Origin of the sequence: Lactobacillus sp. ESL0230, assembly GCF_003692805.1 — a bacterium.
GTDB classification, from domain to species: Bacteria; Bacillota; Bacilli; order Lactobacillales; family Lactobacillaceae; genus Lactobacillus; species Lactobacillus bombicola.
Window position 1 is genome coordinate 20,595 of record NZ_REHI01000003.1, and the last position, 20,769, is coordinate 41,363.

General features: G+C 33.9%; 20 protein-coding genes and 1 riboswitch. Of the genes, 14 read left to right on the top strand and 6 right to left on the bottom strand.

Annotated elements, in window-relative coordinates; translation table 11 throughout:
- The first annotated feature begins 124 nt into the window (after nt 1-124).
- The 8 genes from yycF to F5ESL0230_RS00470 all read left to right on the top strand — a co-directional run bounded on the left by yycF (nt 125) and on the right by F5ESL0230_RS00470 (nt 8,313).
- Nucleotides 125-841 (top strand): response regulator YycF, encoded by a 717-nt coding sequence (yycF, locus tag F5ESL0230_RS00435; RefSeq protein ID WP_122021134.1) that lies wholly within the window; start codon nt 125-127, stop codon nt 839-841.
- Between the two features lie 60 nt (nt 842-901).
- Nucleotides 902-2,758: a cell wall metabolism sensor histidine kinase WalK gene (walK, locus tag F5ESL0230_RS00440; RefSeq protein ID WP_122021230.1), complete on the top strand. Its 1,857-nt coding sequence runs from the start codon at nt 902-904 to the stop codon at nt 2,756-2,758.
- Entirely contained in the window at nt 2,748-4,070 is a 1,323-nt protein-coding gene (locus F5ESL0230_RS00445) for a hypothetical protein (RefSeq protein ID WP_122021135.1), read from the top strand. The genes walK and F5ESL0230_RS00445 overlap by 11 nt, the downstream gene beginning before the upstream one ends.
- 1 nt (nt 4,071) lies before the next feature.
- Nucleotides 4,072-4,890, top strand: coding sequence for a two-component system regulatory protein YycI (locus tag F5ESL0230_RS00450; protein ID WP_122021136.1), 819 nt, complete (start codon nt 4,072-4,074; stop codon nt 4,888-4,890).
- A gap of 13 nt (nt 4,891-4,903) precedes the next feature.
- Nucleotides 4,904-5,701 carry an MBL fold metallo-hydrolase gene (locus F5ESL0230_RS00455; RefSeq protein ID WP_122021137.1) on the top strand — a complete coding sequence of 266 codons (798 nt, stop codon included), beginning with the start codon at nt 4,904-4,906 and terminating at the stop codon, nt 5,699-5,701.
- 68 nt (nt 5,702-5,769) lie between these two features.
- Nucleotides 5,770-6,954 (top strand): S1C family serine protease, encoded by a 1,185-nt coding sequence (locus tag F5ESL0230_RS00460; protein ID WP_118897563.1) that lies wholly within the window; start codon nt 5,770-5,772, stop codon nt 6,952-6,954.
- A 486-nt stretch (nt 6,955-7,440) separates the two neighbouring features.
- Nucleotides 7,441-7,920, top strand: a complete 480-nt coding sequence (gene rlmH / locus F5ESL0230_RS00465; RefSeq protein WP_122021138.1) for a 23S rRNA (pseudouridine(1915)-N(3))-methyltransferase RlmH — start codon at nt 7,441-7,443, stop codon at nt 7,918-7,920.
- A 234-nt stretch (nt 7,921-8,154) separates the two neighbouring features.
- Entirely contained in the window at nt 8,155-8,313 is a 159-nt protein-coding gene (locus F5ESL0230_RS00470) for an IS3 family transposase (protein ID WP_090094103.1), read from the top strand.
- A gap of 71 nt (nt 8,314-8,384) precedes the next feature.
- On the opposite strand, the gene F5ESL0230_RS00475 is transcribed toward F5ESL0230_RS00470, so the two are convergent.
- Together F5ESL0230_RS00475 and F5ESL0230_RS00480 are read right to left on the bottom strand one after the other, a co-directional pair.
- Nucleotides 8,385-9,038 (bottom strand): energy-coupling factor transporter transmembrane protein EcfT, encoded by a 654-nt coding sequence (locus tag F5ESL0230_RS00475; protein ID WP_122021139.1) that lies wholly within the window; start codon nt 9,036-9,038, stop codon nt 8,385-8,387.
- A 10-nt stretch (nt 9,039-9,048) separates the two neighbouring features.
- Nucleotides 9,049-10,404 (bottom strand): ATP-binding cassette domain-containing protein, encoded by a 1,356-nt coding sequence (locus F5ESL0230_RS00480; protein ID WP_122021140.1) that lies wholly within the window; start codon nt 10,402-10,404, stop codon nt 9,049-9,051.
- Between the two features lie 51 nt (nt 10,405-10,455).
- Nucleotides 10,456-10,545, bottom strand: a riboswitch (TPP riboswitch).
- A gap of 138 nt (nt 10,546-10,683) precedes the next feature.
- Here F5ESL0230_RS00480 and F5ESL0230_RS00485 point away from each other — a divergent pair.
- A complete protein-coding gene (locus tag F5ESL0230_RS00485) occupies nt 10,684-11,613 on the top strand; it encodes a helix-turn-helix transcriptional regulator (protein ID WP_122021141.1) in 930 nt (309 codons plus the stop codon).
- Between the two features lie 166 nt (nt 11,614-11,779).
- Nucleotides 11,780-12,706, top strand: coding sequence for a MucBP domain-containing protein (locus F5ESL0230_RS00490; RefSeq protein WP_122021142.1), 927 nt, complete (start codon nt 11,780-11,782; stop codon nt 12,704-12,706).
- A 50-nt stretch (nt 12,707-12,756) separates the two neighbouring features.
- Here the strand turns inward: F5ESL0230_RS00490 and htpX are convergent, their stop codons facing one another.
- The 3 genes from htpX to F5ESL0230_RS00505 all read right to left on the bottom strand — a co-directional run bounded on the left by htpX (nt 12,757) and on the right by F5ESL0230_RS00505 (nt 15,424).
- Nucleotides 12,757-13,653, bottom strand: a complete 897-nt coding sequence (gene htpX / locus F5ESL0230_RS00495; RefSeq protein WP_090094097.1) for a zinc metalloprotease HtpX — start codon at nt 13,651-13,653, stop codon at nt 12,757-12,759.
- 16 nt (nt 13,654-13,669) lie between these two features.
- Nucleotides 13,670-14,230 carry a LemA family protein gene (locus tag F5ESL0230_RS00500; protein WP_090094095.1) on the bottom strand — a complete coding sequence of 187 codons (561 nt, stop codon included), beginning with the start codon at nt 14,228-14,230 and terminating at the stop codon, nt 13,670-13,672.
- A 93-nt stretch (nt 14,231-14,323) separates the two neighbouring features.
- Nucleotides 14,324-15,424 carry an SLC13 family permease gene (locus F5ESL0230_RS00505; RefSeq protein WP_122021143.1) on the bottom strand — a complete coding sequence of 367 codons (1,101 nt, stop codon included), beginning with the start codon at nt 15,422-15,424 and terminating at the stop codon, nt 14,324-14,326.
- A 184-nt stretch (nt 15,425-15,608) separates the two neighbouring features.
- Here F5ESL0230_RS00505 and F5ESL0230_RS00510 point away from each other — a divergent pair, with 184 nt between their 5' ends.
- The 4 genes from F5ESL0230_RS00510 to F5ESL0230_RS00525 all read left to right on the top strand — a co-directional run bounded on the left by F5ESL0230_RS00510 (nt 15,609) and on the right by F5ESL0230_RS00525 (nt 19,179).
- Nucleotides 15,609-15,971 (top strand): iron-sulfur cluster biosynthesis family protein, encoded by a 363-nt coding sequence (locus F5ESL0230_RS00510; RefSeq protein ID WP_118895811.1) that lies wholly within the window; start codon nt 15,609-15,611, stop codon nt 15,969-15,971.
- Between the two features lie 155 nt (nt 15,972-16,126).
- Entirely contained in the window at nt 16,127-16,267 is a 141-nt protein-coding gene (locus F5ESL0230_RS00515; RefSeq protein ID WP_122021144.1) for a hypothetical protein, read from the top strand.
- A 123-nt stretch (nt 16,268-16,390) separates the two neighbouring features.
- Nucleotides 16,391-17,308 carry an HNH endonuclease gene (locus F5ESL0230_RS00520; protein ID WP_122021145.1) on the top strand — a complete coding sequence of 306 codons (918 nt, stop codon included), beginning with the start codon at nt 16,391-16,393 and terminating at the stop codon, nt 17,306-17,308.
- Nucleotides 17,309-17,352: 44 nt separating this feature from the next.
- On the top strand, nt 17,353-19,179 hold the full coding sequence (locus tag F5ESL0230_RS00525; RefSeq protein WP_122021146.1) for a BspA family leucine-rich repeat surface protein: 1,827 nt from the start codon (nt 17,353-17,355) through the stop codon (nt 19,177-19,179).
- A 58-nt stretch (nt 19,180-19,237) separates the two neighbouring features.
- On the opposite strand, the gene F5ESL0230_RS00530 is transcribed toward F5ESL0230_RS00525, so the two are convergent.
- On the bottom strand, nt 19,238-20,725 hold the full coding sequence (locus F5ESL0230_RS00530; protein ID WP_122021147.1) for an SLAP domain-containing protein: 1,488 nt from the start codon (nt 20,723-20,725) through the stop codon (nt 19,238-19,240).
- Nucleotides 20,726-20,769: the final 44 nt, after the last annotated feature.

Genomic DNA, 20,769 nt, shown 5'->3' on the forward strand with positions numbered 1-20,769 from the left:
ATAACCAACAAAAATTATTATGCTATTATTTTAAATGAAATGCAAGCTTTTTTGTTAAATTTTTGTGCTTTTTTTGGCTAAATAGTTAAAAAACAGTATAATGTTAAGCAAAGGGGGGCTTTCGATGCCAAAGAAGATTCTCGTTGTCGATGACGAAAAACCAATTTCTGATATTATCAAATTTAATTTGACGAAGGAAGGCTTCGACGTCGACACTGCCTATGATGGGGAAGAAGCTATTAAAAAAGTTGATGAATATAATCCAGATTTGATGATTTTGGACTTGATGTTACCCAAAAAAGATGGTTTAGAAGTGGCACGTGAAGTTAGACAAACTCATGATTTACCGATTATTATGGTAACAGCTAAAGATACGGAAATTGATAAAGTACTCGGGCTGGAAATGGGAGCGGATGATTATGTTACTAAGCCATTTTCTAATCGTGAACTTGTAGCGCGAGTTAAAGCTAATTTACGGCGCCGTAGTATTGCTAAAAAAGTGGAAAATGATAGTGATAATACTTCAACCAAGAATATAACTATTGGTAATCTGGTGATTATGCCTGATGCCTATATTGTTGAAAAAGAAGGTAAAAAAATTGAACTCACACATCGTGAGTTTGAGTTGCTTTATTATTTAGCGCAACATATGGAACAAGTAATGACTAGGGAACATTTATTGCAAACAGTTTGGGGCTATGATTATTTTGGCGATGTTCGTACCGTTGATGTAACAGTCCATCGTTTGCGGGAAAAAATCGAGGATAATCCGATTCAGCCGCAGATTTTAGTAACTCGTCGCGGTGTTGGCTATTATGTGAAACAGCCAACAGAAGACTAATTAAAGAAAGCCTGCAGAATGATTTTTTGCGTGGCTTTCTTTTTATATATTTGGATAATTATGAATAGAATAAAAAATAAATTTAAGCATTTAACTATTTCAATTAACACTACATTAGCAACTGTTTTTATGGCAATGATTATTGCGACAATTGAGGTCATTGGGGTATATTTCACTAGACAATTAGAACAAAATAGCATTGATAATTTTCAATCGTCAATTCAAGTACTACCAATTGTAACCAATCAGTTATCACTGCAGTTAGTCAGAGATAATAAGCACACTAACAGTAACTTGAATCGTATAGTCAATGATTATAGCAACGGAATTGGTACGATTAGTGAAATTATTGTTGTTGATAATAAGGATATCATTCGGGCTGTTTCTAGGTTAAATGATAAAAATCGTATTGGACAAAGAGTCAATAACACTATTGTTAAGCAAGTAACTTCAACGGGTAGACAAGCTACAAAGGTAGTTAATGATCATGGTGACTATATGATTCAGGTGACACCTCTGAATGCAGGCAATGGTTCTACCAATATTGTGGGCGCAATTTACGTTAAAGCATCAATGCAGGGTGTTTTTAATGATTTACGAAATATTTCTTTAATGTTTTTAGTGACCTCATTAGTGGCAGCAGTAATGGGTGCTATTTTATCATTAGTAGTTTCACATGCAATTACTAAACCTATTGAGGAAATGCAAAGTCAAGCTCTAAATATTGCTGACGGAGATTATTCTAGTCAAGTAAAAATTTATTCTAATGATGAATTAGGTCAGCTAGGCCAAGCATTTAATACTTTGTCAGTTAGAATTGAACGTTCACAAGAAGAATCTGAAAGTGAGCAGCGAAGATTAGATAGCATTTTGTCACATATGAGTGATGGGGTTCTGGCAACGGACCGGCATGGTAATGTTAATGTGGTTAATCAAATGGCACTTAACTTTTTGAATACAACTGAAGAAAAAATCACCAATAAGCCAATTGCGACAATTTTAGGTTTAAAAGAATCTTCCCAAGACTTGATTGCTAATCAGAAAGGAATTGTGCTTACAGTTAACGAAGGTAGTCGTGATGAAGTTATTTTACATGCTAGTTTTTCACTAATTAAAAGAGTGACCGGTTTTGTTTCAGGTAGTGTGTGTGTGTTACACGATATTACTGAGCAACAAAAAAATGAAAACTCTCAAAAACAGTTTGTTTCAAATGTTTCCCATGAATTGCGTACCCCGCTTACAAGTATGCACGCCTATATTGAAACCTTAAATGAAGGGGCTTGGAAAGATCCCAATGTAGCTCCTAAATTTTTACAAGTTACCCAAGAAGAAACTGAACGAATGATCCGTATGATCAGTGAATTATTAAGTTTGTCCAGGATGGATCGGGGTGCAGTCAAAATCAATTTTGAGTGGGTTAATTTTAATGATTTTGTTGCCCATATCTTAGACCGCTTCGATATGATTGTAAAAAATAATCAAAAAGAGGGTAAAAAGAAGTATACAATTAAGCGTCAATTAGGTACACAGGCCTTATGGGTTGAAATTGATACTGATAAAATAGCGCAAGTAATTGATAATATTATGAATAATGCCATTAAATATTCACCTAATGGTGGAGTGATTACTGCAAGTTTAACTCATGATGATCATCGCATTATTTTAAGTATTGCTGACCAAGGTTTAGGAATTCCTCGAGAAGATTTAAGTAAAATTTTTGATCGCTTTTACCGGGTTGATAAGGCACGCTCGCGTGCTCAAGGCGGGACTGGCCTAGGGCTAGCAATTGCTAAAGAAATTGTAGAGCAACATCACGGTCAAATTTGGGCTACTAGTAGTGAAAATAGAGGCTCAACTTTTTATATTGCCTTACCTTATGAACCAATGAGCGAGGGAGATGAGTGGGATGAAGCTTAAATTTAAATTAGGCGATATATTGTTACTAATTGGAACATTAGCAGCAGTTATTTTGTCGATTATTCTGTGGATTTTTATCATGACGAATAATCAATACTTTAGCCACATTAATCAAACTAGTAATGTAACTGAGCAGTCACATAGTCGCAACCGAATTATTTCAAATCTATTTGTACCAACCAGTTCTTATGGCTTTCAGAATGGTCAATTATATAACTTATATGATGCTAAAAAGAATTTACCGTTAGAATTTAGTAATGAACTTAAGGATGTCAAATATGGTAACATCGAAAAAATCAGCTCAAGTCAGCACAAGTATGAGCAAATGCTTAATAATTCTGCATATGTGCAATTAACCTTTCCTAATGAAGTAAGTGTAAATTTGCTTACTAAAAAGGATGTCACTAAAAATGACCAGAAATTTCGCCGTATTTTTATATCGCCGAGCAATTTTTATTTTTATTTAGGTAGTGATAAGAGTACAACAATTTATCGTGTGGGATTAATTAAGGCTGACTTTTCGCGTTTACGCAGTTATGCTCGGAATGCCCATGGACGTCAGCCGGTTAAATTTGTCCGATTAAATGATAGCTATGAAGTATTTTATACCCAAACAGAACATTGGCGGGTTTATAGTTATTTAACTAATAGTCAGCCAGATTCTTACTTCGTTACCCGGCTGCTCGGTACAGCCAATGTAACTGCTCGTTCAAGTAAAAAGGGCTGGACCACTTATTCGCTGAATTACTACACAAAATTGCGAGCACCAAATACTGAACTAAAAGAAGCAGATTTTTTATATTCTCGCTATGAAAAGAGTAAAGTTATGTCTACTAATGAGCGCTTACTCGATAGTGTTGAATATGTTCATAAGTTAGGTCTAAGTGAACAAGATTTGCGTTATTTTGATTATAGTAATGGATCAATTAGTTATGCTAATTATATTGAAGGCTTACCAGTTTTTTTGAGTAGTAAAAACCCGCAAATAACGACGCGTTTTGCGCAAGATGCAATAGAGGTTGCGTTTAATAATACTGATTTACAAATTCCAATTCCGTTTGATGGACAAACGCGAACTTTGCCTCCAAGTGAGACCGTAGTGCATAATTTAGTTAATGCGGGACTAAAGAAAACGGCAATCCAACGGGTAATTGTGGCGTATCGTGTAGAAAAAGATCATAGCCATGACAATTTAATTAATTTGATCCCAGTATATTATGTTAAAGCATATAATCAGTGGAGAAGTGCCGCAGAGTGGGAAAAATATGGCTCAAGTGGAGTTAACCAAAACCAGTTAGTGAAGGGGAATTAGGATGGATCGAAAAAGAATCGAATGGTTAATCTTAATTATATTTTTGTTAATTGATTTGTATCTTGGAATTGAAATGTGGCGCTCACCAATTAGTCTAAGCAATACGGCCGGAACGACAACTAGTATTCGGTCTGAAATGCGGGCAGATGGGATTGATATTCCATTACATATTTCGCGTAAGCAACAATCTGGTTATTATTTGGCGGCTAAAAATCGCGATTATCTTTCGCATAAAGAAAGTGCTTTAACGCAAGTGACAACTCACTATTCAAAAAGTGATAACAGCCTATCTGCAACACCGCAATCGGCAATTTTACTTTCAGGTAATCGGAAAAAAATGCTTGAGCAACTAGATGATTTTAAGAACGATCCTACTTGTGTACCATATGGTAAAAATTTTAAATATGAGCCAAGTATGTCTGGCGAAAATGCTTATTGTTATGTACAAAAAACGGATTACGGTCAAGTCTATGATAATGATGCTCAATTAACAATTAATGTACGGAATAATCAAATTATCGATTATACAATTTCTTATATGGGACCAATTAGTGCAGTAAGAGAACCGCAGTTAATTATTAGTGCCTGGCATGCGGTTAAAGCAATGTATACTGATCGTGAAATTGCTAATAATTCACGCGTGTTAAAGGTTAATTTAGGATACTCGAAATTGACTGAAGTTCGGGGCAACACGATTATGTTACCCACATGGCTTATTTTAGTAGAAAATAAAACAACCAAAAATATAACTGTAAAACGAGTTAATGCATTTACTGCCCAAATTTTGCAAAGTAGCTCGTACAATGTTCAGAAAAATTAGGAAGGAAATTAATGTGCGTGTTTCTGTTTTAGCTAGCGGATCTACGGGAAATACTAGTCTAATTGAGACCAAGCAGCATAAAATATTAATGGATGCAGGCTTGTCAGGGAAAAAAACAAAGCAACTATTAAAAGATATAGGAGTTGATATCCATGACATTGATATGGTTTTTTTAAGCCATGATCATTCAGATCATAGTAAAGGATTAGGCATATTGATGCGCCGCTATCCTAAATTAGCTGCTTTTGCAAATGATGGGACATGGAAATATTTGAATGAAAGTCAAAAAATCGGTAAGCTACCAGTTGACCAGATTAATGTAATTGAATCTGGTCAAACTAAAACGTTTGGTGATCTTGATATCACAGCTTTTGCTACTAGTCATGATGCAGCTAAGCCACAATATTACGTTTTTACTAGTGGCGGCAAAAGGATTGCCTTTTTAACCGATACAGGATATGTTTCGCAGCGAGTAAAAGCGGTAATTGCTGATTGTGATGCTTACTTAATGGAATTTAATTATGATGATCTGATGCTGCGTAACGGTCCTTATTCTTGGTCATTAAAGCAAAGAATTTTGTCAGACGTTGGACACCTATCTAATCTTGATGCGGGTCAAGCGCTATTAGACGTGGTTACTAGTAGAACTAAGCATATCTTTTTGGCCCACCTAAGTCAGCACAATAATACAGCTAAATTAGCTTATGATGCAGCAAAAGAGATAATGGTTAACGGTGATGCCAATTTACCAAGTGATGTTAAAATTGTCATGACCAATGCGAGTGCACCAACAAGCTTAATACAAATGTAATTAAATTATTTATATTTGTTCAAGCTTTATTAGTATTATTTAAAACATAACTAAAGGAGAACTAAATAATGGAAAAACAAAATAGTATTTTTAAAACTGCTATTGTTGGGATAGTAGCGGGTTTAATTGGGGGAGGTGCTTCATATGTGGCACTTGACCAAATTAATAATGCTAATTATAACAATAATGCGCAAACTAGTATTAGTTCCAGTAGTGCTAAAACTTCAAAAAATAGTGCCCGAAATAGTGGGGCAATGACTCCCGCCTACAACAGTGTTAGAGGAGCGGTTGTTTCGGTAATTAATATGAAACGACAAAATACACGTAGTAATTCTTTGTTTGATATTTTTGGTGACGATAATCCTAATAAGGATAAAGGTAAGTTGCAGACTTATAGTGAGGGATCTGGGGTTATTTACACCAAGTCAGGAAATAAAGGTTATATTGTAACTAACAACCATGTTGTTTCTGGGAGTGATAAAGTTCAAGTAATGCTCTCAAATGGAAAAACAGTTAATGCCCGCATTGTTGGTACTGATGCAACAACTGATTTAGCAGTTTTGTCAATTGATGCTAGCTACGCTACACAAATTGCTGAATTTGGCGATTCTAAGAGTTTGCAGGCAGGGCAAACGGTAATAGCCGTTGGCTCACCTCTTGGTAGTGAATATGCTTCAACCGTCACCCAAGGAATAATTTCCGCACCAGCGCGAAGCATTACCACTTCTTCAGCTAATCAACAGACAGTCATTCAAACTGATGCAGCCATCAATCCAGGTAACTCTGGTGGAGCCTTGGTTAATTCTGCGGGTCAGGTTATTGGGATTAATTCAATGAAGTTATCACAATCTGGTGATGGGACATCTGTTGAAGGAATGGGTTTTGCCATTCCTTCAAATGAGGTAGTTACAATTGTTAATCAGCTAGTTAAGAAGGGTAAAATTGTACGACCACAATTAGGAGTCAAAGTTATTGCGTTACAAGGGATGCCAGCTAGCTATCGTAAACAGCTTAATATTAAGTCTAACTTAAAAGATGGAATTTACATTGCAGAAGTTACTAAAAGAGGTGCAGCTAGTGTAGCTGGTATCAAAGTTGGTGATGTTATTATTAAGGTTGACAACCAATCTATTTCAGATGTCGCTTCGTTACACAGTATTTTGTATAATCATAAAGTTGGTGATCGTGTTAGTGTAACGATTAATCGTAATGGTAATGAAATGAAGTTAAATATAAAGTTGCAGGCTGATTAAGTTCGAAAAATAAATGTATTAGTTATTAAAAGCTGTACTACACTGATTTGGATGGTAATACAGCTTTTTTGTTAATAATCAATATGCGGAACATCGTAATATTCGTCTTTTATCTTTGTCAAGTTTTAAATGGGAGCTAAAATCTTGTTGATAACTGTGGAAAACTTTGTGGATTGTGCATAAATTAGCAAAAATTTCGTATAAGCTTTGTGGAAAACTTGTGAATTGTGTGTAAATATTATAGTTTATTTTTTGGCTAATAAAGCTAAAAAAACGGTGATAGCGCCATTCTTATCTAGAAAGTTTGTAAATTTCAACTATCCATGAATAGATGTGCGTAATTTAAAAATAAAAAATAAAAAAAAAGCAGCTAACACAAGTTATGATAAAAGTTAGTCTGATAACCACAAAATGTAGATTTTGCTTGTACACAGCTGTGGACAAAGTCAGTGGAAAGAATGGGTATTTGGGGATAAAGTAAAAATTATGAAGATAAAAATTATTTGTGTGGGTAAGTTAAAAGAAAAATATTTTAAGGACGCAATTGCGGAGTATCAAAAACGACTTAATCGATTTGCTAAAATAGAATTAATCCAAGTAGCTGATGAGCAAGCGCCTGAAAAATTAAGTTTAGCTGAACAAAATCAAGTTAAGGAAATTGAAGGACAAAGGATTTTAGCTAAAATTAAAAGTAAAGAATATGTGTATGTTACAGCGATTAAGGGTAAGGAACGTAGTAGTGAAGAATTTGCTTTAGAATTAGAAAAACTGGGGACTTATGGTCATTCAGATCTTACTTTCGTAATTGGTGGTAGTCTGGGCACTAGTTCTGCTGTAAATCAGCGGGCAGATGATTTACTTAGCTTCGGCAAATTAACTTTACCGCATCAATTGATGCGGGTGGTGCTAATCGAACAAATTTATCGCGGTTTTATGATTAATAATGGTAGTCCTTATCATAAATAAGAAGATAATAAAAAACAATCAACTATGAAGTGCCCCCAAATTTGGGGGTTATTTTTATGGCTAAATTATCTAAATAAGATAAAATTACAAGCTATCGGCTTTGCCATGAATATTAAATTGTTCCTCCTGAATTAAGTTGGCGTTATCAGGTTAGATCTAATATTGATTACTTGCTGGCGTTTCTTGCATGTCACGGCCTAACTATTTTGGCTTAACTTTACACTATTTATAGTAATGACTTTAACCCTCAAGTGGGTAATGTTTTACGGCTTTGAAAAGCAAGTTAAAAATCTTAATGAACTAGAAGATGCAATCAGAGACTACATTGAGTATTACAACCAGAAAAGAATTAAAAGCAAACTAAAAGGACCAACTCCGATTAAATACCGGTAATTAGTCCTCAGTTAATAATTAATAAAGCGCCCTAATTTTGGGTTCGCATCATCTATATGGCTATTTTTTATTTAATTGAAAGTAAGTAGTGCAAGGTTAACAAATAATAGAATAATACCGCTATATATCCAATCACTTATTTTTATTGGAATTGCCACGATCGTTGTCCGTGGCGCATCTTCAACATAGCCATGTGACTCCATTGCTTGGGCTAAATTTTCGGCTGAATTGAGGGCAATTAAGATTGCTTTGAAGTAGAGTGTAGGTGACCAAAAACTTAAATAAACTCCCCGCATCATTGCAGCGGTTTGGACTTTTTTAATTGCTTGTTTCATTTGGGGAACAAGATTAAGTGCTGCTAAAATGCCATATGCGAATTTACTTGGTAGATGAAAATTTTGTTCAAAGCAACGAGCAAATTCTGTGGTCGTAGTTCCAATAAAAACGCAGTAGATGGTCAGAGTGTAGACATAAATTCTACTAGCTAAACAAAGAGCGTTCTGTAAATTGGGTTCAGGTGTAAACCAGTACAGCGTAGCAAAGATGGTCGTTGCTGCTACTAATGGTAAAAGTAATGTTAAAAGTAAATTTTTGATTTTGACATGATTAAAAAGTAAATAAACTACTGCTATTCCAATAATGATTAAATTTGTAGGTAAGCTGGTTGTCAATGATATCTCTAAAGAAACTGTTACTGCTAAAAAGAACTTAAAACCAGGATTCAATGCGAGCACCTCATTTCGTTACATAGGTTAATTGTTGGTTTTTAAAAACAAGATGATAATCACACCACTCCGCAATGTTAGTAAGGTCGTGGGTAATAATTACTAATGTTTGCCCTTGTCGAGCTTGGTTCTCCTTTAATAAATTTATGATTTGTTTAGCAGAATGATCATCTAAGCCACTTAGCGGTTCATCAAGTAAGAGCACAGCTTGACTAGCAATGATCATCAATAAAATTTGCAATTTCTTTTGTTGACCACCAGAAAGGGAATAGACAGCTTGATCTAAGGTTTGATCTAATTCCAAGGCAATTAAAGCTTTATTAATTTCTGGGTCAGTAAAGAAATGGTTGTTAGGACTTTTTTTACTCAAGTTAAGCTCATCTGCAACTGAAATATTAATAAATTGGTCACTAGCTTTTTGGAAAACTTGCCCAACTTGCCGCAAATATTTACGCGCGGATAGTTGGCTAATTTCATGGTCATAATAAGTCAAGCTACCATCGTAGGATAACATTTTACTAAGGGCATTAAAAAGTGAAGTTTTACCAATGCCATTAGCTCCCGTAATGAGGGTGGTTTTACCAGCCATAATTTGTAAGTGCTTTTGGTTTAAAAGTAATCGATTTTCACTAATTTTTGTATTAGTTAAAGTAAAACAGGGTTGCTCACTTTGAGGGAGAGCAAAATGATAATTTTTTTTATCTTTATTTTTTTGCAATAAGTTATCTTTGGCTGCTGCACTTAGCTTAGTGATTACTTTTTTTTGAAATTGAAATATATTGTCACAAATATTTTGATAATTGCTTAAAAGATGATCACTAATGAGAATAGTTTTCCCTTGTTTTTTTAAAGCTGCTAATTTGTTAATTAAAAAGTGCCGAGTATCTGGGTCACAACTGGCAAATGGCTCATCAAGTAAATAAAGATCTACATCCATTGCTACTAGAACAGCTAGTGCGACTCGTTGCTGTTCACCACCAGACATTGTATTAATTTTTTGATCAAGTAGATGGTCAATCTGGGTAAATTTAACGGCCAATTTAAGACGCTGGGCATATTGTTCACGGTCAACTTGGAGGTTTTCTAAAGCGAAGATAATTTCTTCTCGCGGAGTAGACATTGTAAATTGTTCACTAGCATTTTGGAACAGCATCGCAGCTCGTAAGCCATTTAAATCAACTTCCCCAGTGAGTTGACCAGCATATTTGGGATAAAGTGCTGCAAGTATTTTTAGTAGGGTAGATTTGCCGCAGCCTGAAGGTCCTACTAATAATGAAAATTCTTTTGTAGGTATGGTTAAACTAAGGTTATCTAAAATTTTATTCTGCAGGTCATATGTAAAAGTTAAATTTTTAATAGTAATCAATTTTATTTCCTAAGTATAAAAAAAGTCATCATGGCTTCATACCAGATGACGTAAAATTCAAGTGATTTTCCCTTCGTTGGCATTATCCATGCAGGTTCAGTGGGTATGTTCTCAGCCTTATCGGCACCCCAAGATTAGTGTCATTATACCTAAAAGATGGTTTGCTGTCTATCTTGATCATGATATTAAAGTAAACTTTTTTGCTTTAAAAATTTATAAGTAACAAATCTTTTGATATATAATTAAAGTATAATATAAAATCATTGAGAAGGTGAAGGTATGACAGCAGCTAGGCTGGAACAATATTTAGCGAGTGTTTTACAAGCAATAAGTACTGATACAAATGAGGTATGTCTCAAACCAGTTAATAGCACTTTTGATCTATTTACGATTTATCTTGAAAATCATAATACTGGTCTACATCGCTATCAAACTGCTCGTCAAACTATTATTTTTATGGTGGCAGGAACAATAAACATAAAAATCAATGGAAAAAATATTCGTTTAGCAACAGGAAATAGCGTTTTTTTAGAACCAAAATGTGAATATGATGTTCCTAGGCAAACTAAAGAAGATATAATCGTTAAATTTGAATTTACTAATCATTTAAATTTTCTCAATGCTATAGCTAAATTTAATGATGACGAGCAGAAAATAGTTAGCCAAATAAAGTTATCTCTTAAGACGGAGCGGTTGTTATATTTAAAAAATTCAAAATTAGCCAAACCCACCCAACTGATGAGAAGAATCGTTGATGAATATTTAAACCAAAATTTGTTTACTAGTGAAATGATTAGTGCAGAATTAATGATGGCATTTTTAACAACGATTAGAAATCAAAAGCTATCAGCTCTACCACTGGTTAACTATGAATTTGCTGAGACAACTCTAGATCAATATATTGATGAAAACTTTGCTCATATTACTTTGGAACAAACTGCAAAGCATTTTGGTTTAAATCCTAATTATTTTTCAACTTTAGTTAAGCAAAAAACTGGAAAAAGTTTTGTTGAGCATGTTGATGAAAGACGTATGCAGGAAGCACGTACCTTACTAGCACGCCCCGATATTTCGGTTAGAGATATTATTTCTCAAGTAGGATATAGTGGTAAATCTTTTTTTTATAAAAAATTTAACGAGTATTATCATGAAACGCCAGTTCAAATGCGGACAGAATTATTTAGACAAGCAAATATCAACTTAAAATAATGAGATATTAATTTTATTATATAACTATTGTTATATTATGTATATATAAACTTCTGCTTGCTGGATACATATGCTACAATCGCTTTCAAAGTTATATTTATAGCATAATTGGTTGTTAATGACTTTAAATTGAAATCACATAGGTGTAGCCGAAAGGACACAAGATATGAGCAAAAGAAAAGGCATTTTTAAAGATGGTAAAAAAAGAATATTGGGAGCTGTTACCTTTATAGCGCTAAGTTTTTTAACTGCTAATACTAAAGTTGCTGCAGCAGCTTCCTTGTCATCTAGCCCCAAACCGGCTGTAGCTGTATACGAAGGTGCTACTGCTACTAATTCAGTTAAGGTAAAATATCAAGACGATAAAGGTAATCCAATTGCGTCGTTCAAGGATGAGGTAATTTCAACATCTAAAATTAAAGTACCCCAAATTCCAGGTTATACATTTAAGTCAGCGCAATATGCTGATCAGCCAATCGATTCTAAAGATAATTTAATTGAAATTACAACTCCTGTTGCAGATGGAATTTTAATTTTAACTTATACTAAAGATACGGTAGTTGATAAACGCGAACCAATTAAAGGTGCAAATGTCATAGTAAAATATCAAGCTGAAGATGGCAACACACTTGCCGCTGAAGAAGTTTTAAGTGGAAATCTGGGTGATGGTTATATTTCAACTGCTAAAGAAATTCCAGGTTATACACTTAAGACACGACCGACTAATGCCGTTGGATTTTTTGATAGTGTAGAACAGATTGTAACTTATATTTATACTAAGAACGGACAAACTAATTCTACGGGTAATGAATCTGTAATTCCTCCAAAAGACGATAAGTCAAGTAATAAACAGCAGGGACATTCTCAAAATTGTTTACCGACTGGTAAAAAACCGACTGATAGTAAGACTAAGATGACAAGCAATTCTACTAGGGGTAAGGGACTTAATGATCCCAATAACGATCACTCTGCAGGCAAGTTGCCGCAAACTGGTATAAATAAGCAATCCCAGTTATCACTTTTAGTAGCGGGAATTGTTTTATTATTAACTGGGATTAGTTTAACTAGTCTTAAGTCTAAGAAGAAAAATTAATTTTATAGTTATTTAAAAGGCACCCTTTTAAAAAGGTGCCTTTTTTATAATTACATTTTTTCTAAACGAACAATTCGATCTGCTGTTGGGGGATGAGTGTCAAATAAATGTGTCAATCCATGCTGTTGATGTAGAGGATTTTCAATATACATTCCGGCACTACTAGGGTCTGCTTTTTTCATAGGCTCTGAATTTTCAATTTTTTTAAGTGCAGAAATTAAACCTTGTGGATTACGCGTTAATTCTACTGATGAAGCATCAGCCAAATATTCACGATTTCGCGACAATGCCATTTGGGCTAAACTTGCACAAATGGGTCCGAGGATTAAGACGAACAAGATAGCAATAACTTTAAAAATTAAGTTCAAACTATTGTTGCTATCATTATTATCATGGTCATCGTCGTCAATCCACCAGATGTACCTACTGGCTATCCCTGATAGAAAAGAGATAACACCAACTAAGACAGCTGCAATAGTAGAAACCATGATATCGTAATTTCGAATATGCGAAATTTCGTGACCTAAAACGCCTTCTAGTTCTTCACGATTCATCATATCCAGTAGCCCTTGTGTAACTGCAACTGCTGAATGATTGGGATCACGGCCTGTCGCAAAGGCATTAGGACTTTGATCATTTATAATAAAAACACGTGGCATTGGTACACGACCAACTAAAGCCATATCTTGAACAATATGCCATAATTGGGGATTACTTTGTTCATCTATTTCTTGCGCATGGTTGAGGCTCATAACCATATTGGCTGGATTAGGTAAGACAATTAGCATATAAATAACGCTAAAGATAATGGCAACAATCAAACCTAAAAGCGGTCGATTACCGAAAATATAGCCTAAACCAGCGCCAACTAAAGCTAAAATAATTATAAACAAAGTCATAATAACTATTGTTTTTCGTTTGTTGCGAGCGATTTGTTCAAATAGCATAACACTAACCTATTGTTTAAAATTTTACTTTAGGTACTTCTTTTTCAGTTTCATTTGTTTGCAAGTAAGCAACTTTTTGGAATCCATGTATTTTTGCAACAATATTTGATGGGAAAGTCAAGAGTTTCTGGTCATATGATGCAGCAGATGAATTATAAAGTTGTCTGGAATAAGAAATTTTATTTTCAGTATTAGTTAATTCTTCCTGTAACTTCAAGAAATTTTGATTTGCCTTTAGGTCGGGATAGTTTTCGGATAATGCAAAAATTGTTTTTAACGAATCTGAAATTTGATTTGAAACTTTCATTGTTTGAGCGTGATCATCACTCGGTATATTAGTTAATTGATTGCGTAACTGAACAACGCGTTCTAATGTTTCTTGTTCATGTTTAGCGTATCCCTTAGTTGTTTCGACTAAGTTAGGGATTAGGTCATTACGCCGTTTTAATTGGACATCAATTTGACTCCAGGATTCTTCAGTATAGACTTTGGCTTTTTGTAAGCCGTTATAAAGTGTAATATAAATTGCAATTAATAATATGATAACAATAATAGCAATTAAAGTTAAATTGAACATTATTTTTCCTCCTAATTAGGTTATTATTAATTATAACTTACTATACCTGATTTTAATAATAATAAGTTAAATCCAAGGATTAAGAAAATTTCCTTAAACTATTAGTAGTATCCAACCAACAACTGTAAGAATAATTAAACTAATAAATTGCATAATAGACCATTTTTTAAAAAATTCACTGCGAGAAACAGTTGCATTTTGTGTAAATGTTTTCAAAACTAGCATATTTGCCATAGAGCCAATTGGTGACCCAAAGCCCCCAATATTTGATCCTAAAAATAGTGCTTTAGCATATGGTGTGAATTTACCAACTAATATAGTGGCTGGGACGTTACTGATTATTTGACTAGATAAAATTGATATAAAGTAAGTTGAACTTTCTGAATTAATCATTGTGTGAATTAAGGCAACAACTAAGGGAATTTGTTGGATGTCACTGATAAAAATAAAAAAGCACGTAAAAGTTAAAAGTAGTGCATAATCAAGTTTTAGTAAGATTTTTGGATTAATTATTAAAGCAAGTATAATTGCGACAACCATCGGAATAATAATGTTAATAACTTTAAAAACACCTAAAAAGAATAGCGCGAATACAGCTGTAGTAATTACAGTTGGCCGAATACTAATATTAATTTGTTTAGCACTTTGCGTTGGTATTTTTGTTTTGGGAATAAAATATAGAATAACAAAGGTAATTATTAACGCAGCTAGTAGATAAGGTAATGACCAAGAAAAGAACTCAATTGCATTAACCGAATATTTACTAACTAAAAAAATATTATGGGGGTTACCCCAAGGAGTAAAAGCAGCTCCAATATTTGCGCCCATTCCGATTAGGGTTACTGGTAAAATCTGCGGTAAATCACATCTTTTAGCAATATTTAAGTATAACGGAATTAGAGTTAATGCAGTAATATCGTTACCCAAAAACATACCAGAAATAATCGAAAGCAGTGTAAACAATGTGTTTAACTTTTTCATGTTGTCAGTTATGCTAGTCAACTTATACGCTAAGACGTCGAGTACATGTAAGTAAGCGTAAATTTGAATGATGATTAGCATTGTAGCGATAGAAAATATGGTATGTAAATTAATATCTTCTAAACGTGGTCTAGCAAAGAAAAGACTTATAATCGTTACCACGATAGTAATTTGTAAGATTCTATCACTAAAAATCTTTTTTAAGATGGACATAAAATGTCCCCTTTCACAGTTATAATCATCTATCATATTGCTATATACATTTTGAGCCTTTTTTTCTTTGTTCGCAATAAAAACTTTTCATTAGTAAATGGGTGTACATAAACATAAACTTTGACTTCCAGTTAAAAGATAGCCTATACTTGGGAAAATGATTAAGGATTAGGAGGAAGATAATATGAATAACTCTAAATCAATTAAAATCAATATTAAGCCTGAAGCAGCTGATAAAATAAAGGCACAAGCTGCTGGGCAGGTGGTGCTTTTAGCACTTAATGACGGCTCCAATAAATATTCGGATATTGGCGGTAGTTGTACAATCGGTGCAAATTTTCAATTTGTAATTTTAAATCAACCAGATCCAGATTTTCCAATTAAAGTAGACAATAATGCTGACTTAGATATGTATACTAGTTCAGCTGAATTGCAATATTTGGATGGAGGATTGATTGTCAGTCAAAAGGATGCAGCATTAAGTTTGGCTGATGATAGTGGTGTAATCGATGGTGCTGTTACAATTAATGTAAGTAAAAATAACTAATAAGTAATATAAAGAGCAGTCACTGGCTGCTTTTTATATATAACTAACTAGTCACGCACTGATCCATAGTGTACTTGGCGACAAACCTTGCTTGATTAGGCTTTTCGTGGTAAACTGTAAAAGATTTTCGGAAATCTGAAAGGAAGTATAGTACTATGCGTAAAGGTGAAAATTACAACACTGGTTGTGAACCAAGCCAAAGACCTAAAAACAAGAAGAATGGTAAAAAGCGCGTTGCTCATGTGGCAGCAGTTGTTGCTTTCTTGAACAAGGCTAAAGCAGACGAAAATAAGTAGTGTGCATTAAATAAACTAAAAGGGTGGATTACATTTGTAACCCATCCTTTTTTTATGGCCATAAGTTGGTTAAAATGGAGCTAAGATTAATGACATTATTTGCCTTAAAGGAGATATCTTAAAGTGAAATTTCAATGTAGCGCCTGCGGTCTGCGCCTTAATTCCAATCATTTCAAGTATCAAGAAGCAAAGAACCTGCAATTAACTAGTATTTGTGATCAATGTCTGCAACGGGGAGCAAAAGCCGAGGACTTTGGTAATGTACCAATTGCTATTTTTGCTCAAGCTTTGCTCTATGGGTTTGTTGGTCGAGATAATGAAGATCAAGAACTAAATTTTTTAGTGCATTCAAAAGATAAACGTAAGCGCTACGAGTCTTTTATTCAAGATTATGATAGTAATGAATTAGCACAGCAGCAACTTAGTCGGCAAGAGTTTAATCAAGCGCTCATCGCTAGTGAGGTGGGGGAAATTGAATTTATTCCACAATTAAATCTTACTTTTGCTGAAAATTTAAATAAATTAGGGCTAAATGTTGATTTTAAGTTAAATGAAGTCGACTTTATTGATCGTGAACGTATCCGGGCTAAATACCATTATCGCTGTCAATATTGCGGCCGGCGAGGGCATAGCGTGGACCACAAGCATCCGGTATCTTTATCACATAATAATGATTTTGACAATTTGATCTTGTCTTGTCAGGAATGCAATCGGATTAAATCTAATATGCCCTATGAACTTTTTATCAAGTTAAATGCACAAATCGCCCAACTTAATCAAAAATTAGTTAAGTATGAAAATGCTCTAGCAACCTTTAGCGGTGAATTTGAACAAAGAAGGCGCAGTATAGCTGCCACAATGCACCTTAAAGGTGTTGTTAACGATTCGGAATTAACGCAAATGCGAAAGCAAAATAAAAAATTACAAGATGCGATTGATAGTTTAAGTAGTGATTATACTGAATTGCGCCAATTGCGTGAGCAACACTTTAATGTTGGCTGGAAGTTATTAAAGGAGAATGCTAAAGAGGATATCATTTAAGTGATCAAATATTATAATTGAGATACAGGAAGGGGAGTTTAATAATGAAATTTAAAAAGATAAGAGGTCATTTTTCAAAACTAGTTAAGTTAGGAATAATGTTTGCTTTATTAGCTAGTATCGTGGAGTCTGCTGCAACTGTTCAAGGATCAGCCAAAACACTAGAAACAGTAGTAAGTAATCCGAGCTTAGGATTGGGAATTTGGACTGGAAAAGATGGTGACTGCAACTGGAATTATGATGTAGTTACTAAAACATTGACTATTGAAAATGGTCAATTATCATCTATTCCGCTTACCAAAGAGTTGTCGTGGGCAAATGAAATTGAGTATCTTAATTTTGACGGTCAGATAGAGTTACCTGCTAATGTGGCAAACAAATTTGCTAATTTAACTAGTCTAAAGGCCATTAGCGGATTAAATAAAATGGATACAAGTTCGACAAACAATATGGCAAGTCTTTTCGATAATGATCTAAATTTAACTAGTCTTGACTTGAGTCATTTTGATACCAAAAATGTAACCAATATGAGCAATATGTTTGCCTATAGTGGAATTACTAATCTTGATTTAAGTCATTTAGATACCAAAAGTGTTACAGATATGTCTGGTATGTTTTTTCAAACTAGAAAACTGAATAATCTTGATCTAAGTCATTTTGATACCAGAAATGTAATCAATATGAGCAATATGTTTGCCTATAGTGGAATTACTAACCTTGATCTAAGTCATTTTGATACCAGAAATGTAACCAATATGAGCAATATGTTTGCCTCTAGTAGAATTACAAATCTTGATTTAAGCCATTTTGATACTAACAGCTTAACAAGTATGAGAGGTATGTTTCAAGGCACTGGAGCTTTAGGTGAAAAATTCACTTTAAGTAGTCACTTTAATACTAGTAAAGTAACTGATATGTCGGAATTATTTGCTGCTACTAAATATGCACAGATTGTTTTAAACAATCTTGATACTAGTCATGTGACTAATATGCGCGAAATGTTTGCACGCTCTCACGTAAATAGTTTTGATTTAAGCCACTTTGATACTAGTCACGTTACTAACATGTCAGGGATGTTTTCATATAATACAAACTTAACTAGCCTTGACTTAAACCATTTAGATACATCTAATGTTACTGATATGTCCTATATGTTTACCAATGATACCAATTTGAATCACTTAAATCTCAGTGGCTTAGATACGTCTAAAGTAACTGATATGCATTATATGTTTGAAGCTGATCCGGCTTTAACTAGCTTAGATTTAAGCCACTTTGATACTAGTAGACTAATTAATATGCAGGCAATGTTTAGAAAAGATACAAATCTGGTTGACTTAGATTTGCACAACTTTAAGACAAATCAAGTCCAAATCATGGATGATTTATTTGAATATGATTCTAAGCTTGAAAGTGTAAATTTAAGGGGGTGGAATACCCAAAAGGTAACCACGATGAGCAGCATGTTTAGGCATTGTCCCCAGTTAGTTTACGTTGATCTCAGTGGTTTTCATACTCCCAAATTAAAAGACTCTACACTAATGTTTCAGTATGACTATAAGTTAGTTGGTATTGATTTGAGTCACTTTAACATCCATAATAGTAGCATTTTAGATCATGCAGGGAATCCAAATGGCTTTGCAGTTAAATTGGGTCATTATCGTTTGCGTAAGAGTTCAGGCGTGGGGCAAAGTTTTAAGCATATTCAAGCGGTAGGTAACGGAAAGCTTAGTCATCCTCAGGGGAAAAAATATACAGCAGAACAACTCTTTAGGTTGTATAATCATTCGGCTAAAAAAAGTCCAGTGGCAATCTATGTGATGTATAACGGTAAAAAACCAAGTTTTGCTAAACAACTAGGAATTAAATAATTAAAGAAAAATAGGTTAACTTATTAGAAGTTAACCTATTTTGGTTATTTAAGTAATTCTAATCACCTAATGGGAAATCCAATGAAATTAATTGCTTACTAGTCGCTTCTAACAGCCAAGTTGCTTCATTAACTTGGGCAATTGTTGCCTTGTTTGAACGTAAAACTTGGGAAGCATTAGTTAAAGCATTACGATAATTAGCTTCTAAATTACTATATCGGGTAATTACCTTATTAGTATTTTCAAAACTCATAAATAATTTTTGTAGCTCACTTTTATCAGCGTTGGTTGCAATAACTTGATCATTTTGAGCTTGCTGTTTTGTGTTTTGAATTTGTAGTTTATTTTGATTATTAAACTGAACATCACTGGCTTTGATAAAATAGTTACTATAGTTAGCCGCTACATTATTTGGTAAATCATTCTGTTTCAGTGGTTGTTGTGTTTGGTCATTAATTAATTTGGGATTATCATAGTTAAGGAAATGGTAAAATAATTCTGTTTTGTGTTCATTAGGTAGCCAGAGATAAAAGAGACCATCTATTAAAATTGAGTTATTGTTTGTAGTTTGAATACTTATACCACTAGGATTACCTGTAAAATCAAAGAGCTTAATAGAATTTCCTGTTACTGGAGTAACGGGGTTAAAAGCTAACGCTGTATAGTCAACAATTGGTAAGTCATTTCGAAAAGTAATATCTGTTTCATCAATGTATTCGTCGGGATAATCGTGTAGCCGATAGCTATATCCCTCAAAGCCGTCTAGATAGAGAGGAATAACCGCAAGATCAATTTTGATCTTTTGTCCTTTTTTAAGCAGATGATGGGTTTGATGTTGAGAAAGCGTACTTGTTTTGACTGTCGCAAGGAGAGTTGCTGAGCTAACCCCGTTATACCGAGCAATATGACCATCAATACTAGCAATATTATCTGCACGAAGATAACGATTGTGTCCTAAAGCATAATATTGCTTATTACTAATCGTTTTAGTCGGTAAATAAAATATTTGTTTTTGCTTATTAAGATCTTCATCATAAAAGAAATATTTAGGCATCGTTGTGGTTGGTCTGACTTTGCCATAATAAGTAACAATTGCATTTTGTGCAAGACTCTGTCCGGTAGGTTTACCCTTGGCAGTATAAATTAATGACTTGTTTGCCAATACAAGCTTACCTTTTTTAGTATCTTTTTTGTTGACGTCCCTAACAACTGCGGCATTTACGTAATTGCCACCGCCAAGATCATAATATTTTTGACCGTTAATTTTGTTTATTGCATAGTAATTAAAGTCTGAATCTTCATAGGTATAAATTATTTTGTAACCTTGCTGATCGGTCATAAAAGGATCAGGTGATGTATTCCTTTTAACTTTAATTTTATGGCCAAATTTGTCATAAAGATAATCATTTTTGATAAAAGTGATTTTCCCTTTAGATACTTGTTTTGCTGCTTGTATGGATTGTGGTTGATTAGTATTTACTAAAAAGTGACTTGCAATCAAAGAAACGACAGCAAGTCCAATACTAAATTTTTTCGTAATTTTCATTAGAAACCCCTTTTCAACTAATAATTAAATTGATGTATTTAATT

What these genes read in the sequence shown, in the direction of transcription:
- F5ESL0230_RS00490 (WP_122021142.1), top strand. Translation starts at nt 11,780, where the DNA reads ATGAGCAAAAGAAAAGGCATTTTTAAAGATGGTAAAAAAAGAATATTG.
- F5ESL0230_RS00500 (WP_090094095.1), bottom strand. Translation starts at nt 14,230, where the DNA reads ATGTTCAATTTAACTTTAATTGCTATTATTGTTATCATATTATTAATT.
- F5ESL0230_RS00515 (WP_122021144.1), top strand. Translation starts at nt 16,127, where the DNA reads ATGCGTAAAGGTGAAAATTACAACACTGGTTGTGAACCAAGCCAAAGA.
- F5ESL0230_RS00525 (WP_122021146.1), top strand. Translation starts at nt 17,353, where the DNA reads ATGAAATTTAAAAAGATAAGAGGTCATTTTTCAAAACTAGTTAAGTTA.
- F5ESL0230_RS00445 (WP_122021135.1), top strand. Translation starts at nt 2,748, where the DNA reads ATGAAGCTTAAATTTAAATTAGGCGATATATTGTTACTAATTGGAACA.
- F5ESL0230_RS00485 (WP_122021141.1), top strand. Translation starts at nt 10,684, where the DNA reads ATGACAGCAGCTAGGCTGGAACAATATTTAGCGAGTGTTTTACAAGCA.
- F5ESL0230_RS00460 (WP_118897563.1), top strand. Translation starts at nt 5,770, where the DNA reads ATGGAAAAACAAAATAGTATTTTTAAAACTGCTATTGTTGGGATAGTA.
- F5ESL0230_RS00470 (WP_090094103.1), top strand. Translation starts at nt 8,155, where the DNA reads ATGACTTTAACCCTCAAGTGGGTAATGTTTTACGGCTTTGAAAAGCAA.
- F5ESL0230_RS00510 (WP_118895811.1), top strand. Translation starts at nt 15,609, where the DNA reads ATGAATAACTCTAAATCAATTAAAATCAATATTAAGCCTGAAGCAGCT.
- F5ESL0230_RS00450 (WP_122021136.1), top strand. Translation starts at nt 4,072, where the DNA reads ATGGATCGAAAAAGAATCGAATGGTTAATCTTAATTATATTTTTGTTA.
- F5ESL0230_RS00505 (WP_122021143.1), bottom strand. Translation starts at nt 15,424, where the DNA reads ATGTCCATCTTAAAAAAGATTTTTAGTGATAGAATCTTACAAATTACT.
- yycF (WP_122021134.1), top strand. Translation starts at nt 125, where the DNA reads ATGCCAAAGAAGATTCTCGTTGTCGATGACGAAAAACCAATTTCTGAT.
- rlmH (WP_122021138.1), top strand. Translation starts at nt 7,441, where the DNA reads ATGAAGATAAAAATTATTTGTGTGGGTAAGTTAAAAGAAAAATATTTT.
- htpX (WP_090094097.1), bottom strand. Translation starts at nt 13,653, where the DNA reads ATGCTATTTGAACAAATCGCTCGCAACAAACGAAAAACAATAGTTATT.
- F5ESL0230_RS00530 (WP_122021147.1), bottom strand. Translation starts at nt 20,725, where the DNA reads ATGAAAATTACGAAAAAATTTAGTATTGGACTTGCTGTCGTTTCTTTG.
- walK (WP_122021230.1), top strand. Translation starts at nt 902, where the DNA reads ATGAATAGAATAAAAAATAAATTTAAGCATTTAACTATTTCAATTAAC.